This window comes from Pantanalinema rosaneae CENA516, assembly GCF_050753385.1.
Taxonomy (GTDB): domain Bacteria; phylum Cyanobacteriota; class Cyanobacteriia; order Leptolyngbyales; family Leptolyngbyaceae; genus Pantanalinema; species Pantanalinema rosaneae.
On sequence record NZ_JBLZFZ010000002.1, the window covers coordinates 162,753 to 178,772 of the forward strand.

A 16,020-nucleotide genomic window follows, 5' to 3' on the forward strand; every position below is an offset into this window, starting at 1 on the left:
GATCCTTGGAGCGTAAGGGACTGACAAACGTGCCGTCTCGAATCTGAGAAACAAAGTAACGATCCTTAACAATTAGGGTGACAGTGATGCCGTTATTTTGAACTGGTTGGATTGAATCATCGCCGCTAAGTCGGCATCGGTAACATACCGCCGCTCCGAGCAATAGGTCATTAAATAAATGCCATTCAGCATTCGCACTGTGCTGACCCGGACGCGAAAATCATCGGTAATAAACCAGCACCGTTCCTGACCTTGGTTGTTTTCATAATCGGTGTCGATCGTCAAAATGCCATCCTTGCCAAACCAATACCGACTCACCACGGGAATCTTTTCTACATATCCCTGATTCCGTAATAGCTTGCCAGATTGCCTCGTCTCATCGTCAGGTATATCTACTAACACAGCCGCGTGATCGGCATCGGGAGGTTGTTCTGCTTCATGCGGTTGCCACATAAAACTGGCTCCTCCAGCCGCGATCGTCGGATCAATCCCCTGCAATTCACAAATTGATTTAATTCGTGAGTCACTGGCATCCACCACCTGCACATATAATTTGGACTCTCCCGATTCATCCGTCACGGCATCAAAGTGATGGACAGTCCGTTGAGTAAACCAGATGCCTGCACTTTTCCGAAAAAAGTCCATCATGGTCATGGGTGGCACAAACCCCATATATTCACCTCTACTCAAGTTGTCTTCAATAAAAACCGATCGTGGTAACGCTACAATTCTAAAATTGTAGACAGGGAAACCTCACTTCAGCATCATGTCACAACTACAGTCCCTCTTAACCAACACAATGCCAAAAACTATTCCAGACATTGTGGTTGCCCTCAAAGCCGGACAATCGTTTACCAAAGCGGATTTATACCAGGTCAATTTGAGTCGGCTAGATTTACAGACTGTGAATCTACTGGAAGCGACCCTAATTCGAGCCAATCTGAGTCAAACTAACCTCAGTCACGCCAACCTGAGTGGAGCCGATTTAAGAGGAGCAGACTTAAGTGGAGCGGTATTGCAGAATACAAATTTACAAGGGGCTTGCCTGTATCGCGTTGATTTGCGGGGAGCGGATCTGAGCGAAGCGGATTTAACAGATGTCAGGCTAAAAGGGGCTCTATATGATACGCAAACTTGTTTTCCCGCCAATTTTGCCTACAAATCCTCAGGGGCGATCGGACCAGGAGCAAATCTCAACGGTGCCCCACTAAATACCGCGAACCTGCGATCTGCCGATTTACAAGGAGCGAGTTTACTGGGAGCCTATTTGGGTGGAGCCGATTTGACTGGAGCCAACTTAAGCGGTGCCCGGTTGGTACAAGCAGACTTGCGGGGAGCCAGTTTGACGGGTGCATTACTCTGTCAGGCGCGATTGCAGGGAGCCAATTTAGCGGGAGTGGATCTGCGAGCCGCTGATCTGACTGAAGTTGAATTTGATCAGCTTGAGAGCGTGGCTGGAGCCGACTTTAGCTTAGTTCAAGGGTTAAGTGCAGCCCTGCGATCGCGCTTACTCAGCTACCCTGCGGATGAATTAGCCACTCGCCATCCCTTAACCCTGAAAACAACGTTAGCCAGTTTAAGTGAATAAGGATGGGAGCCTGATGCAAACCTGCTTGAGAGGTTGTTTAACGAGGCAAGATAGTGACCTGAACTGCCCCCCTAGCCCCCCAATTCTGGGGGGAACCGGATTCAAAGTCCCCCAGAATTGGCGGATTTAGGGGGCAAGTGAATTACATTAATCCTTTCAAAACGTTCTCTTAAGATTTCATTGCCGTCCAATTTTTTTTCAACAAGGCGAGAAACGTCGCAATTCCTTTAGAAAAGCCATCGGGATCGGGCAAGACGTATTGCGGAAACTCCTCATACGGTCGCCAGGGTTCAGAGGAATTATGGCGTAGATGGAGGACGCGATCGTCGCCTTCCAGCTTCCAGAGCATTTCGCCACCAGTAGGAATATCAGTCATAGTGTTCTCCCGATCGGGTCAACCTTAACAAGTCAAACTTTGCCCTGTCTCATTCTGCCAATTTGAACGTTAAATTCTGTAAAGAAGATGACATGAAATCTAGACGTTTTCACCAAATGGCTATATACAAGCAAATCCACTGTAAAGTGATCTGATGCAGGAAAACTCGTCCTCTGGAGGTACTTTTGGGCTGTTAATCCAGACATGAGGTTGCACTCTGGGCGATGTTAAGACACCAAATTTTCCATCGCCGCTCCCACCACCCGATGATGGCTATCCTGTCTCAGTTGCGCCAAGGCTGCTCTCGCTGCCGGGGTAGCAAACCCTCTGAGCGCGTAAGCCACCTTGACCCGAATGTAGTCCAACTCAGACTCTTTGAGCGTGAGGAGGAGCGTCAGCGCTGCCTCTGACTGCCGCGACCCGGCTAGGGTCCCCAATGCCTCAACCGACGCTTCTTGTACGGCGGCATCGTCACAGCCCAACCCTAACCCGCAAACCTCCAGCACCTCCTCTGGACAGTCCATTTCGACCAAAGCGGCTAAAATGCTGCGACGGACGAGCCAATGATCATCGGTAAAAAAGGTTTGGACGAGATAACTGACGGAAATTCTGCCAAACAACGATAACGAATTGGCGGCTTCGGCTCTTACATTGGGAGTGTTATCAAACCGGATGATTTGCAGCAGGTTAGCGAGAGATTCTGAGGTTTGTTGTCTGCCAAGTTCCCGAGCGACAAAGGTTCGGACTAAAAACTCTGGATCATAGACATGCTTGGTTAGTAACGGTACAGCTATCTCTGGCGTATAGGCTTTGAGAGCTGCGATCGCCTTAATCCGATATTGAAAATCCGGATTTTGCAGATTGGTTGTAATTTGATTCAGGTCCATAGGTGCAGATCGTCAACATTGTTTCCACTTTAGACCTGAAGATACTCCTATGGAAAAGAAACAAGTGTGAGATCTGCATTTTTTACCCAGTCTCATTCCGGTATTTCGAGCTAATGCTACTGCCTGATGAGCTTAAGCCGTCTTGCGAGGGTCAAACGTGGCTTTAGCTTGTTCCGCCGACAGCAATTTCCAATTCTCAGCTAATAGTTTTTGAGAGGTGGCAAACCCTTTTGAGGCTCCGGGGATGGGGTAGTCTGGCACTGCAAGTCCAGCAAACTGAGTATAGGGTTTCCAGGGCTGATGGGGTTCAAACCTTAGGTGGAGAATTAAATCCCCATTGCCACCAAATTTAGACAGCCAGCACATCTGTCCAGTCATGTTAATAACACTCCTATTCAGTCACTGCATTGTCTTAGAGAAAGCATCACAACGGCAGATGTGAGCTTCCAAGACCATCTAGTTACAGTGATACTGACAAGTGATATTGATGAACTCTATCAAAAGGTCAGCTTCTTGTAGTCACGATCGCCCCAACCGATGCTGAAATTAAGTACTGGCAGGGTCAGGCAGGATAAAATGTAATGTTCAGATCAAGCTTTAACAATGACCAAACCACAGCTGAGTGAAAAAGTTCGGGAACTGATTCAAAAAGCCCGCATCGTCAGTTTCGCTACCTGGCAAGATACTCATCCAAGTGACATCATCCAACGCTTCCAACTGGCGGATGATCAAGGTCGCTACCTCACGGATGAAGATTTCCAGCAGATTCAGCAGCAGGTTCCAGCAATGGCGACATTTGTGCCTGTAGCTCAACAATTGCGCGATCGAGTCCAGGAAATTGTTGATCAAGCTCGCGCTCAATTATTAACCACATTCCCGACGATTACTCAACCCGGTGGTGGCTTGTATCCGCCGGAGCGAGCTGATGCCTGTTGGCGCGACTTCTGGCATTTTCTGCGTTGCATCACCTATGGGATTGCGGGCGATCGCACCGACTACACCAGTCCAGAAGGATTGCATTATATGAATCTGTTGTATCAGGAACTGCATGTGCCCCTGGATGCCATGATCGTTGGGCTGGAGAACATTAAAGCCGCCAGTTTGCAGCGATTAGAGCCAGAACAACAGCCTCAGATTACTCCTTACTTCGACCCTCTAATTGAACAACTGAAACAGTTCCATTAAACATAGATTCATAGGCTGTTTGAAGCTCTGGGCGCATGATCTGTGCGCCCTCTTCAGGCATTTAACCAAAGCAGATGACTTACCCTACGAGAAACCTTAAGAAATATTAAGTTTTCTCATCTTTCCGATTTCTTTACCACTTTCTTACCGGTTTCTTTACTCTGGCTATGCGATTCTCTAGTTCTACAGAGGTCTGGAATCATTACCGCCCTCCGGTCTCTGGGTACGTTTCTGGAGAAAACATCCATGCCTTTTGGACCTGCTTCTCGTTTAGGGGTGAGCCTGTTCGATGAAACCCCACCCGTTGAATGGGTGTCCGGTGACACCCCCGATACTGCCGAAACGGTGATTCGCGCCGTCTACCGCCAAGTCCTCGGCAATGCCTACGTCATGGACAGTGAACGCCTTACAGTGGCTGAATCCCAGTTCAAACGGGGTGACCTGAGTGTGCGGGAATTCGTTCGTGCCGTTGCCCAGTCTGACCTCTATCGCGCTCGCTTCTTTACTAGCTGTGCCCGCTACCGGGCGATCGAACTCAACTTCCGCCATCTGTTGGGGCGATCACCCCGCGACCTGGAAGAAATGCGTCATCACAGCACGATTCTCGATACCCAGGGCTTTGAAGCGGAGATTGATGCCTACGTTGATAGTGACGAGTATCAATCGACCTTTGGCGAGAATATTGTGCCTTACATTCGCGGTTATCAGAGTGAGGCATGTCAAAGTCTGGTGCAGTTTACTCACACGTTCCAGTTGGTACGGGGAGCCTCTAGCAGCAGCTTAAAGGGGAATCTGGCTGGAACCTCACCGCGACTGAATGCGCTAGTGATTCAAGCGATTCCCACCGCCGTTGTCTCTCCAGGTAGTAGTGGCGCGACGTTCTCAGATCCGAGTGGTAGTGCGAGAACGCGGTTAGGTGTAGGAGCAGATGACAAGGGTAAGGTCTACCGGATTGAGGTGACAGGCTACCGCAGTAAGACAGTGAAAGCGGTGTCGCAGTTCCGGCGTAGCAACCAGGTGTATTTAGTGCCGTTCAGTGAGTTGTCTGCCACTTATCAGCGAATTCATCGCCAGGGCGGAGTGATTGCCAGTATCACGGCCGTTTAAGTGAATGCCCCAATTGTGAGGCTATGGGTGTACACATAAATCGAGCCGATCCTCCCTAGCCCTCCTTAACAAGGAGGAAACCAGGTCAATGGCTGTTTGAAGTCCCCCTTAACAAGGGGAATTTAGGGGGATCAAACCCGAATCTGCGACTCTATCAGGCATCTGTGTACACCGTAGCAATTCTGAGGGGAGTCAAGCTACCCAGGTCCCTAACTCTAGAGGGCTTAGCAAACTAATTTAGATGGAATCTTTTTGAGTCAATAGCATCCTTCAATAAACACACCGTCAAAAACTACTTGGGAGAATGAGATATGGCACTTTGGATTGAGGCTGAGGCGATCGAATTGCGTCCTAATGCTACAGAAGATGATCTTCAGGCAGTGATTCGGGCAGCTTATCGGCAAGTTTTGGGAAATGCCCATGTGATGGATAATCAACGGCTAACCCATGCCGAATCTCAATTGCGGAACCGTGATATTACCGTGAGAGAGTTTGTGCGGGCGATCGCTCAGTCTGATTTGTATCAATCACTGTTTTTTGAAACTTCCTCTCCCTATCGGTTTGTGGAATTGAACTTTAAGCATCTTTTGGGTCGTGCCCCGCAGGATCAAGCGGAAATCTCGCAGCATGTGCAGATTTATAACAATCACGGTTATGCGGCTGAAATCAATTCCTACCTTGATAGTGCGGAATATATCCAAGCCTTTGGCGATCGGGTTGTGCCATTTGCGCGGGGTAATCAGACTCAAACTGGGATGAAGAATGTCAGCTTTAACCGCACGTTTGCCTTGATGCGCGGATTTGCTGCCAACGATATTGGTAAATCCGCCAAATTAATTAGTGACATTGGTGGTAACTTACCCACCCGGATTGTTGCGCCTACGGGCGGTTCAGGGGCGGCTGGTAATACCGGAAAACGCTTTCGGATTGTTGTGGCTAAGGCGAATTATGGACCTCGGGTGACTCAAGGAACTACCACATTTGATGTGGCTTACAACCAGCTCTCCCAAAAGCTCCAAAGCTTGCAGAAAACTGGCGGCAAGATTCTCAGTGTGACTGAAGTCGCTTAGGCAGATTGATGGATATTACGGAGTTTGTGGCGCGTTCGATCGGGCACTGGCGATCGCAGCGGAGTGCCCATCATTTAGCCTTTGGTCACTTTGAAGCGATTCAATCCGAAATTGATATTGTTGCCCTATCCATCACAGATCCAGCGGTACTCGATCTGTGCAAAACCTATGAGGTTGATCCAGAGTCAGCCGTATCTCCCTTTCGGATGAGTTGGGAAGGGCAATCGGACTGGGATGACAGTGAAGCTGTCAAAGGCACTTGCGTTTTAGTCCCTGTTCCCGATCCAGTTCAGCCAAATCGGGGCAAGCTATTGCGTGATCAAGGCTATGCTGAAACGATCGCAGCCGCAGGCGACTATACATTGACTGAGGATGGCACTTTTGTGCTAGTTACCGCTTACGATCGAGCCGCAGCGGAAGAGAAAATCTGGTTTGTTAATCCAGATGTACGATGTCGCGTTTCTTTGATCAAAACGAGTGCAGGGACAGGCGTTGTGACTGCCTCTTTTTCCTCCGAAATTCGGCAAAGTCAGCGTTAAGCCTTCTCGATTCATCTCGCTATGTCACTTACTCCGTTACCGTCTTCGGATGCCACTACCAGCCATTTAATCAGGTTAGCTTATTGGATGGCTGGGGATTTTAGCAACTACCAGCAGGCGTTAGGAAATGCTAAAGATTACGCCCATATTCATATTTTCTTTCGCCCCTTACCGTTTGAATTTTTCTCTGGAATCGGGTTTTATTCAGAACAAGTGTATGACTATGATCTATGGCTACCTTATCGTCAGGGAGTTCACCGCTTAGTTGATCAAGGTGATCAAATTTACATTGAAAACTATAGTTTAAAGAATGCGTTGATCTATGCGGGGGCCGCACGAGAGTTAAGCATTCTGCAAACTATCACTCCCGATTGTATCGAACGACGCTATCACTGCTCGATGGTGTTTAAATGGGAGGGCGATCGCTTTCGAGGCAGTGTTGAACCTGGCAACCGTTGCCTGATTGAAAAAAATGGGTGTCAGACCTATCTGGATAGTTCAGTCGAAATTACAGAAACTACTTGGGTTAGCTTGGACAGAGGTATGGACATCAATACTCACCAACAGGTTTGGGGGTCAGAGCATGGTCCACTATGCTTTGAAAAGCGTCAGAGTTTTGCCCATGAAGTACCAATGAGCTAAATCCACAATTGCCTGGAATGTGTTTTGAAGGTGCTGGGTGCTAGAAAAGGTTAATGCTGTTGTTTCACCTGGCATTCTAAGGGATTGAGACGATAGCCGCGACTATGAACTGTTTCGATTAAATCTTCCGAAGCTCCAGCCGCTTTCAGCTTTTGCCGCAACCCACGAATATGCACTTTCACCACATGTTCTTCTGGGGGCGATTCTAGTGACCAAACATGTTCAATAATTACACTGCGACTAAGTACACGACGGCTATTCCGCAGCAGTAACTCTAAGAGTGCATATTCTTTAGGAGTGAGATGTACTAAGGTTTTTCCGTAGCTGACCTCGTAGTTATTGGGATTGAGCCGTAAATTTCCCCATTCCAGAATAGGCGATCCGGTGACACTCCCACGTCGCAGTAACGCCCGAATTCGGGCAAATAGCTTTTGCAGATCTACAGGCTTAATCACATAGTCATCGGCACCGACATCTAACCCAGTAACTTCGTCACTAATCGTATCGCAAGCCGTCAGCATCAGAATTGGTAGATTGTAGCCATGCGATCGCAACCGATGACACAGGCTAATGCCATCTAACTCAGGCAACATCACATCTAGCAACAGCAGATCATAGTCCAGAGTTTTCACTTGATGCCAGCCAACTTCTCCATCACTAGCGACATCAACAACATAGTGCTGATCGGTTAGTGCTTCTGCCAACGTTTCTGCCAGACGCACATCATCTTCAACCAAGAGAATCCTCATCGTGTGAAGGTTAAGGAGAATAGATTGCCACGGTTTAGCAAGCAACCAGCTTTGATTAGCTCGCTTGTCAACGATCGAAAAAATGTATTACTCATCACAACCTAATTTTACAAGAATTTGCCCTTTAAATGCTGTCTAAAATTAAAGTCATGTTAAGTTCGACCAACAGCATAATTAATTTTACGTTTATCAGAAAAAACATACTGACTGTGCCAGTTACCAACAACATCTATTCAATACTAATTAGTTCTGCTTATTACCTAAAGTGCTGATCGATAAATTTTGAATTGTCAAATTCATTCACCTCACCAGATTCTTTCCGATTTCTTTACCATTTTCTTGAAAAATGTTTTACTCGGAAAATAGAATTTTAAAAAATATGAAATCTTTTCATTCTTTCCGGTTTCTTTACCATTCTCTTACCCGTTTCCTTACTCTAAGTATGCGATCCTCTAATTCTACAGAGGTTCGGAGCAGTTCCCGCTAACCCGCCGCTTCCCAGCCTCTGTTCTGTTTCTGGAGAAAACATCCATGCCTTTTGGACCTGCTTCTCGTTTAGGGGTGAGCCTGTTCGATGAAACCCCACCCGTTGAATGGGTGTCCGGTGACACCCCCGATACTGCCGAAACGGTGATTCGCGCCGTCTACCGCCAAGTCCTCGGCAATGCCTATGTCATGGACAGCGAACGCCTTACAGTGGCTGAATCCCAGTTCAAACGGGGTGACCTGAGTGTGCGCGAATTCGTCCGCGCCGTCGCCCAGTCTGACCTCTATCGCGCTCGCTTCTTTACCAGTTGTGCCCGCTACCGGGCGATCGAACTCAACTTTCGCCATCTGTTGGGTCGATCGCCCCGCGACCTGGAAGAAATGCGTTACCACAGCATGATTCTCGATACCCAGGGCTTTGCAGCGGAGATTGATGCCTACGTCGATAGTGACGAGTATCAATCGACCTTTGGCGAGAACATCGTGCCCTACATTCGTGGGTATCAGAGTGAGGCATGCCAAAGTCTGGTGCAGTTTACTCACACCTTTCAGTTAGTGCGAGGGGCATCCAGTAGTAGCTTGAAGGGGAATCTAGCTGGAACTTCACCGCGACTGAATGCGCTGGTGATTCAAGCGATTCCCACCGCCGTTGTCTCTCCAGGTAGTAGTGGCGCGACATTCTCAGATCCGAGTGGTAGTGCGAGAACACGGTTAGGTGTAGGAGCGGATGACAAGGGTAAGGTCTACCGGATTGAGGTGACAGGCTACCGTAGTAAGACAGTGAAAGCGGTGTCGCAGTTCCGGCGTAGCAACCAGGTGTATTTAGTGCCGTTCAGTGAGTTGTCTGCCACCTATCAGCGAATTCATCGCCAGGGCGGAGTGATTGCCAGCATTACTGCCGTATAAATAGATTGAGAAGCATAGGATTAGTAGCTTGATTAATGTCAAAGTAGTACTCAACGCTATGCTTCGTAAGTAATCTACCAAAGGCTATCAGTTTACAGTTTTTGAATTAATTGGGAGAAATTTCATGGGCAGCGGTGTTATTAATACTGATCCTATAGAGCTGCGCTCTACCAGTTCCTTAAATGATGTCCAGGCTGTGATTCGAGCAGTTTATAAACAAGTGTTAGGCAATCCTCACATCATGGAGAGCGAACGTCTGGTGACAGCGGAATCCCAGCTATGCGATCGCTCGATTAGTGTGCGAGATTTTGTCCGGGTCGTTGCCAAGTCGGACTTCTATCGCTCTCGCTATTTTGAGTCCTGTGCTCCCTATCGGTTTGTAGAACTCAACTTTATTCACTTACTGGGTCGCGCCCCTCAGGATCAAAGTGAAGTTTCGGAACATATTGTGCGGTGTATTGAGCAGGGCTATGATGCCGAAATTGACTCTTACATCGACAGTGCGGAATATCAAACGGCATTCGGTGAAAATATTGTGCCCTACGATCGGGGTAAGAGTAGTGCCGCTAATGCCAAGCAGGTGGGCTATAACCGGATGTTTGTCCTCGATCGAGGTCCCGCTTATATTGACAGTGCGGTTAAATCCTCACAATTAGTGTATGCAGTTGCCACTAACAGTGGTAATAAAATTGTCCCTGCTGGTGCTAAGTTTGGTAGTTCCGGCGAAGCTAACAAAAAGAAATTCAAAATTGTTGTGCAAGGTTCCAAGTTTGATAGTCCACGCCGGGTCAGCACAACCACTTATCTGGTTTCCGGTGACAACATGACACCCCAAATTCAACGGATCAATCGTACCTCTGGCAGAATTGTCAGCATTACCGAGGTGTAATCAGATCTCCGGTCAAGTGGCTGGCTTAAGTAACGAATAAAATTCAACCATGGTCTGCACTGACCGTGTAGTTCCCGGTTGGATTTTGCCTTACCAAGATGTAATAGCCCTCTACCCTAGCGACTGGTTAGGGTAGGTTTCTTTTCTCTACATTTTCATCAATTGTCGAACTTCGCTGCTGAGCCATTATGAGTATTCTGACAACTCTGCCTGGAATGCTGCTGCCAACTGCTCATAAAAAGTTGCAGTGTTGGATTCGCAGCCGCCATGTGATTTGTTCGGGCAGCTTTTTTATCTTTGAGACGGTTGATTATTCAGCGGTTGAACGATTTACTGAATGTATTGCCGCCTTAGGAGGCAGTATTATTTCAGTCGATTCGGTCGGCAAAGTTTGGATGGGCGATCATCGCCAGGTCATTCTGTATCGGGCGAAAGCGAGCCTGCATACCCCAAACCATGACTTGAAACAATATTGGATTAAATACGGCAGTTTTCGTACCCGCTTCGATCAACAAGTTTAGCAACAGCGATTTATTCAAAAGCATTTTGGGGTAAGAGTTTTCTGGAGATTGACCGATCGCTCGATTCTCCATCTCTGCGATCGGGTATTGCTTCCGGTGGGTTTATCATGGGGATATTAGCATTTTCCTGGTTCATGCCGCTGCATGTTACACCTCTTACTGAGTAAACCGTACCTCATCGCCAGTGCTGTTGGTCTTAGCATTCTCGGTTTGACGGCCATTTATTGGTACTTCAAGCAGGAAGTGATTCGCCGTCGTCAGGCTGAGAACCTATTACGGCAACAAACCGATCGTGAGCGGTTAGTCAATCAAATTGCTCAGTACATTCGCCGCTCGTTGGACTTAGATGAAGTGTTAGCAACGACTGTGGCAGAGGTGCAGCAGTTTCTGCACGTCGATCGGGTGCTGATTTATCGGTTGTGGAACGATGGTACAGGCAGTGCAATTTATGAAACAGTATTATCGCCCTATCCCAGTGTTTTAGGAGAAACTTTTCCCGAAGAAGTATTTCCTAGTGAGTACCATCAAGCGTATTCATTAGGCAAAACTCGCGCCATTACAAACATTGAACAAATGGATGTTGAACCGTGTTTAGCTGATTTTGTGAAACAGTTTGGAGTCAAGGCAAAATTAGTTGTTCCGATTATTCAAGAAAATCGGGACAGCGACGCAGTAACCTCATCAGCAAACAGTTCTGCCACACCTTATTTGTGGGGACTATTGATTGCCCATCAATGTCGCTATCCTCGGCAATGGGAGACTTGGGAAGTAGAGTTAATGCAGCAACTTGCCACCCAGGTCGCGATCACCATTCAGCAATCAGAACTCTACTCCCAACTGCAACAACTGAATGCCCAACTGGAACAACGAGTTCAGCAACGCACAGCTGAACTGGCAACGGCAAACGCATCACTACGGGTGGAAATTGTTGAACGCCAACGGACGGAAATCGCTTTGCGTCATACCAACGATACGTTGCAAGCTTTGGTGATGGCTTCTCCCCGTGCCATTGTCATGCTCGATCGCGAAGGTAAAGTCAAAATTTGGAATCCGGCCGCCGAACAAATGTTTGGTTGGACGGAAGCAGAAGTGCTGGATCGACCCAATCCAATTGGCTTAAATGACCAACGATCGGACTATGCCACACTGCAAACCCAGGTGTTGCAAGGAACAACCTATTCACAATTGGAGTTTCGCCAACAGAAGAAAGATGGCACTCCGATCGACATTGTGTTATCAGCGGCTCCTCTACCGGACAGTGATGGACAAATTAATGGGATTGTTGCTGTCATCGCTGATGTAACTGAACAAAAGCGGCAAGCCGAACAAGTTAGGTTACTGCAATCTGTAGTTGTGAACACCAATGATGCCGTTGTAATTACAGAAGCGGCATCAACAAATAAACAGGGTCACCGGATTCTGTATGTCAATCAAGCCTTCACTCGGATTACTGGCTACCAACCAGAAGAGGTTTTAGGCAAAACTCCCCAAATTTTACAAGGTTCCAAAACAGATTTAGTAGCACTGGATAAAGTCAGAACTGCGATCGCGCGTTGGCAACCGATCACTGTAGAAGTGATTAATTACCGCAAAGATGGTTCTGAATTTTGGAATGAATTCAGTCTCGTGCCCGTTGGGGATGGTCATGGGAGTTACACGCATTGGGTCGCGGTTCAGCGCGATACAACCGAACGCAAGCAAGCCGAACAAGCTCTACGCCAAAGTGAAGAACGGTTTCGTTCACTGATTGAACATGCCTTAGACATTATTATGATTCTTGCTCCTGATAATACGATAATGTATATCAGCCCCTCTGTGGAAAAGGTGTTAGGGTATGCTGTCGCGGATCTGGTTGGTCAAAATCTAGTTGAATTCATTCATCCTGAGGATTTGAGTGTTGCCCACGATCGCCTGACTAATGCGACTCAATATGCTAATGTAACCAGTTCGATCGAGGTGCGGGCGCGTCATCATGATCAGTCCTGGCGAATTCTAGAAGCCATCAGCCAGCCGATCGTAGACAGCACAGCTACACGTCGGGTCATGGTGAACGCCCGTGACATCACAGAACGCAAGCGGCTAGATGAAATTCGATCGGCGTTAGAGCGGGAAAAAGAACTGAGTGTTCTGAAAACTCGATTTTTCTCTATGGCATCCCATGAGTTTCGCACTCCACTCAGCACCGCACTAGCAGCCGCTCAAGTGCTAGAAAATTGTCAAGATGAATGGGATAACTCGGATAAGCGCTTACGCAATCTACACCGGATTCAAGACTCGATCAAGAACATGGTGCAGTTACTCGATGATATTTTGACGATTAACCGAGCCGAAGCGGGTAAACTCACCTTTAATCCCACTGTATTTGATCTAGAAGTGCTCTGCCATCAGTTGCTGGAAGAGATGCAGTTGAATGCTAGCCCTCAACATAACCTCACCCTTTCTTGTCAGGGGGCAGTAGTTCCTGTTTATCTGGATGAAAAATTAGTCACTTCAATTTTGACCAATTTACTTTCCAATGCTATCAAATATTCTCCTCAAGGCGGCGCGATCGATCTTAGCCTAACGTTTCAGACCGACCAAGTTACTCTCAAGGTGACAGATCAAGGGATTGGCATCCCTCAAACTGATCATAACCAGTTGTTTGAGCCGTTTCATCGGGGGAAGAATGTCCGCACGATCCCTGGTACTGGCTTGGGATTAGTAGTGGTGAAAAAGTGTATTGACTTACATCAAGGATCAATTCATATCACCAGTCAGGTTAGTCAAGGCACAACCTGTTTGGTAACGCTACCACTGTTGACCTGTCTATATTAGACCAGGTTTGTCTGTGCATCTGTGATTTCAATCTCTCTGGGGCAATTCCTTGCGGATTGCTGGGCATGGAAATTATCTCTATCTGAAATTAAGGTGACAGTGTGATTGCCCATAACGTGGTATAAGTTATCGTCGTTTTTCCTGTCAAAAATCCTTGGTTGAATGCGATCGCACCTGCGTGAATTCAGCCAAATGAGCGATCGCTGAACCTCAACAGATGAAACGCCGTCAGCGTCAGGTGCATGATCTCTTGCAGGCGGAAATTGACGATCGCCGATCGCAGCCAGAGACAGGACGCACCGATATTCTGAGCTTAATGATGGCAGTGCGGGACGAAGCCGGACAAGCCCTGACCGATGCCGAGCTACGGGATGAATTGATTACGCTTTTGTTTGCGGGGCATGAAACCACGGCTACCTGATGAGTTACGAGTTAGCTCTGGTGAGTGATCACCCGGTTCCAGCCCGTCAGCGCGGGTTGACCCTGGCTCCCGTGGGTGGCGTTGAGATGGTGCTGACTGGTAAACGATCGCCGGTTTAAATATTGGGGCAATGCCTCACCTGGGCTGCTGTTGACGATCGGGTTACTTTTGGTGATGAAATACCTTAATGGCAGAGATGTTGAGGATAATGCCTAAGCCAATTTTGAGTAACCAGGCTGGCACAATTCCGACTAATAATCCACCTACGATCGCACCTATGACTGAACCAATGCCCATCGGCACTACGGTTTCTTCTATTGCCTGCCGATCGGGAAATGCACCCTGTTGAGCATAGCGAAAAATTCCTACTAATACCGTAGGCAGACTGACGAAAAGGGCTGCCGACCCCGCTGTCTTAATATCAGCGCCAAAGGCAAAGATCAGGGTCGGAATAATCACTTCCCCTCCCGCTACCCCTAATAGGCTACTAACCAACCCAATCACTAAGCCAAACAGGATGCCCGCGGGCACTCGCCATGCAGCAGAGTTGGGCAGAAATGCGGGTAACTGTTGGGGTAAACAGCCTTCGATGATGAGCGCGATGCCAATTATAACTAATAAACCCAGGATGGTTTGCCCTAACTGCCGATTCGACAATCGTCGTGACAACGCTGCCCCATAAAAGGCACTCACGACTGCACCCAGAATCAAGGTGGCGATCGCGGCTAAAAACGGACGGACGGCAGTAAAGGAGAGGGAATGCCAGCGAATCAAGAGTGAGGTGACGATCGTGATTAAACTGACGACCAAATTAAGCGGGATCGCTTGCCGCACCCCATACTTCAGTACCCCGACCAATACGGGTAAGCGAAACTCGGCACCCCCCAACCCCATCAGCCCCCCCAGGGTTGCGATCGGTACAGCATAGAGAAATGCCAGACGGGAACGCTGTTGGGAGGATAAAGTCGGGTTCTGGCTGGGAGAGTTTGCTGAATTGTCAGTCATCATACCGTTGGGGTAAACCATCCTGGAATACTAGCAGTTCTCCAGGAGCCATCATGGTCCAGATTTCATTATCCGTAAGCGGGGTGGTGGCAATAATGGCAACGCGATCCTGGGGAGTAGTCAACTCCTGAAAATCTACCGTCATATCTTGATCAATTAAGTGAGCCGCCGCAAACGGAGCCTGCCGCACAATGTAACAAAGTTTGGTGGAACAATGGGCAAAAAACGATTCGCCATCGGATAACAGGTAGTTGAAGCTACCGAATTGACTAATGCTGCCGGTAATCTCTTTCAGAACTTGATAAAGCTGGTTCAACGCTGGTTTGCCATTGGGAAATTGCTGCCGCCAGGTATTCAGAATTAGGCAAAAGGCGCGTTCGCTATCGGTTTGACCCACTGGACGATAGACTCCATCCAAGGCTGGGGCAAAGTTGGGCAGATCACCATTGTGGGCAAATACCCAGTATCGTCCCCATAACTCTCGCTGGAAGGGATGACAGTTTTCTAATGCCACGGCTCCAAAGGTGGCTTTGCGGATATGGGCGATCACCTGCATCGATTTGATCGGATATTGCCGTACCAGTTCTGCCACTGGAGACGCGATCGAGGGTTTAACGTCCAGAAATAACCGACAGCCTACGCCCTCAAAAAAAGCAATTCCCCACCCGTCCTGATGTTCATCGGTTCTTCCGCCTCTAGCCGAAAACCCTTCAAACGAGAAACAAATGTCTGTTGGGACATTACAGTTCATTCCTAGCAGTTGGCACATAAGTCGGCAGTCGCTATGCTCAGGCACTATGCCAGTAAATTGTACCGGGAATCTGCGACGAGTAAA

18 protein-coding genes are annotated in these 16,020 nt (G+C 48.1%); 11 read left to right on the plus strand and 7 right to left on the minus strand.

The window, feature by feature from the left end; translation table 11 throughout:
* Positions 1 to 72 precede the first annotated feature (72 nt).
* The gene (locus ACN4EK_RS01710; protein WP_431655631.1) at positions 73 to 690 is read right to left on the minus strand and encodes a phycobiliprotein lyase; all 618 of its coding nucleotides are present in this window, start codon (positions 688 to 690) and stop codon (positions 73 to 75) included.
* A 109-nt stretch (positions 691 to 799) separates the two neighbouring features.
* On the opposite strand from ACN4EK_RS01710, the gene ACN4EK_RS01715 reads away from it, so the two are divergent.
* Positions 800 to 1,588, plus strand: coding sequence for a pentapeptide repeat-containing protein (locus ACN4EK_RS01715; RefSeq protein WP_431655632.1), 789 nt, complete (start codon positions 800 to 802; stop codon positions 1,586 to 1,588).
* 169 nt (positions 1,589 to 1,757) lie between these two features.
* On the opposite strand, the gene ACN4EK_RS01720 is transcribed toward ACN4EK_RS01715, so the two are convergent.
* The 3 genes from ACN4EK_RS01720 to ACN4EK_RS01730 all read right to left on the minus strand — a co-directional run bounded on the left by ACN4EK_RS01720 (position 1,758) and on the right by ACN4EK_RS01730 (position 3,229).
* Complete coding sequence (locus tag ACN4EK_RS01720) at positions 1,758 to 1,964, minus strand: hypothetical protein (protein WP_431655633.1); 207 nt, start codon at positions 1,962 to 1,964, stop codon at positions 1,758 to 1,760.
* A 227-nt stretch (positions 1,965 to 2,191) separates the two neighbouring features.
* A complete protein-coding gene (locus ACN4EK_RS01725) occupies positions 2,192 to 2,851 on the minus strand; it encodes a HEAT repeat domain-containing protein (RefSeq protein ID WP_431655634.1) in 660 nt (219 codons plus the stop codon).
* 132 nt (positions 2,852 to 2,983) lie between these two features.
* The gene (locus ACN4EK_RS01730; protein ID WP_431655636.1) at positions 2,984 to 3,229 is read right to left on the minus strand and encodes a hypothetical protein; all 246 of its coding nucleotides are present in this window, start codon (positions 3,227 to 3,229) and stop codon (positions 2,984 to 2,986) included.
* A gap of 225 nt (positions 3,230 to 3,454) precedes the next feature.
* On the opposite strand from ACN4EK_RS01730, the gene ACN4EK_RS01735 reads away from it, so the two are divergent.
* The 5 genes from ACN4EK_RS01735 (at position 3,455) to ACN4EK_RS01755 (ending at position 7,394) form a co-directional block, all read left to right on the plus strand.
* The gene (locus ACN4EK_RS01735; protein ID WP_431655638.1) at positions 3,455 to 4,036 is read left to right on the plus strand and encodes a phycobilisome protein; all 582 of its coding nucleotides are present in this window, start codon (positions 3,455 to 3,457) and stop codon (positions 4,034 to 4,036) included.
* A 246-nt stretch (positions 4,037 to 4,282) separates the two neighbouring features.
* Positions 4,283 to 5,143, plus strand: coding sequence for a phycobilisome rod-core linker polypeptide (locus ACN4EK_RS01740; RefSeq protein ID WP_431655640.1), 861 nt, complete (start codon positions 4,283 to 4,285; stop codon positions 5,141 to 5,143).
* A gap of 311 nt (positions 5,144 to 5,454) precedes the next feature.
* Positions 5,455 to 6,213, plus strand: coding sequence for a phycobilisome rod-core linker polypeptide (locus tag ACN4EK_RS01745; RefSeq protein ID WP_431655641.1), 759 nt, complete (start codon positions 5,455 to 5,457; stop codon positions 6,211 to 6,213).
* Between the two features lie 8 nt (positions 6,214 to 6,221).
* A complete protein-coding gene (locus ACN4EK_RS01750; protein WP_431655642.1) occupies positions 6,222 to 6,752 on the plus strand; it encodes a phycobiliprotein lyase in 531 nt (176 codons plus the stop codon).
* A 21-nt stretch (positions 6,753 to 6,773) separates the two neighbouring features.
* Positions 6,774 to 7,394 carry a chromophore lyase CpcT/CpeT gene (locus tag ACN4EK_RS01755; protein ID WP_431655643.1) on the plus strand — a complete coding sequence of 207 codons (621 nt, stop codon included), beginning with the start codon at positions 6,774 to 6,776 and terminating at the stop codon, positions 7,392 to 7,394.
* Positions 7,395 to 7,444: 50 nt separating this feature from the next.
* Here ACN4EK_RS01755 and ACN4EK_RS01760 read toward each other — a convergent pair whose 3' ends face one another.
* Complete coding sequence (locus ACN4EK_RS01760; RefSeq protein WP_431655644.1) at positions 7,445 to 8,143, minus strand: response regulator transcription factor; 699 nt, start codon at positions 8,141 to 8,143, stop codon at positions 7,445 to 7,447.
* 531 nt (positions 8,144 to 8,674) lie between these two features.
* Between ACN4EK_RS01760 and ACN4EK_RS01765 the strand changes: the two genes are divergently transcribed.
* From ACN4EK_RS01765 to ACN4EK_RS01785, 5 genes are all read left to right on the plus strand, one after another.
* Positions 8,675 to 9,535: a phycobilisome rod-core linker polypeptide gene (locus tag ACN4EK_RS01765; RefSeq protein ID WP_431655645.1), complete on the plus strand. Its 861-nt coding sequence runs from the start codon at positions 8,675 to 8,677 to the stop codon at positions 9,533 to 9,535.
* A gap of 124 nt (positions 9,536 to 9,659) precedes the next feature.
* Positions 9,660 to 10,424, plus strand: a complete 765-nt coding sequence (locus ACN4EK_RS01770; RefSeq protein WP_431655646.1) for a phycobilisome rod-core linker polypeptide — start codon at positions 9,660 to 9,662, stop codon at positions 10,422 to 10,424.
* A 188-nt stretch (positions 10,425 to 10,612) separates the two neighbouring features.
* A complete protein-coding gene (locus ACN4EK_RS01775; protein WP_431655647.1) occupies positions 10,613 to 10,945 on the plus strand; it encodes a CpeR family transcriptional regulator in 333 nt (110 codons plus the stop codon).
* Between the two features lie 210 nt (positions 10,946 to 11,155).
* Complete coding sequence (locus ACN4EK_RS01780; protein ID WP_431655648.1) at positions 11,156 to 13,759, plus strand: PAS domain S-box protein; 2,604 nt, start codon at positions 11,156 to 11,158, stop codon at positions 13,757 to 13,759.
* Positions 13,760 to 13,976: 217 nt separating this feature from the next.
* On the plus strand, positions 13,977 to 14,180 hold the full coding sequence (locus ACN4EK_RS01785) for a cytochrome P450 (protein WP_431655649.1): 204 nt from the start codon (positions 13,977 to 13,979) through the stop codon (positions 14,178 to 14,180).
* A 162-nt stretch (positions 14,181 to 14,342) separates the two neighbouring features.
* Here ACN4EK_RS01785 and ACN4EK_RS01790 read toward each other — a convergent pair whose 3' ends face one another.
* Together ACN4EK_RS01790 and ACN4EK_RS01795 are read right to left on the minus strand one after the other, a co-directional pair.
* A complete protein-coding gene (locus ACN4EK_RS01790) occupies positions 14,343 to 15,185 on the minus strand; it encodes a sulfite exporter TauE/SafE family protein (protein ID WP_431655651.1) in 843 nt (280 codons plus the stop codon).
* Positions 15,178 to 15,954: a class II glutamine amidotransferase gene (locus ACN4EK_RS01795; protein ID WP_431655653.1), complete on the minus strand. Its 777-nt coding sequence runs from the start codon at positions 15,952 to 15,954 to the stop codon at positions 15,178 to 15,180. Before ACN4EK_RS01795 ends, ACN4EK_RS01790 begins: the two co-directional genes overlap by 8 nt.
* Between the last annotated feature and the right edge of the window lie 66 nt (positions 15,955 to 16,020).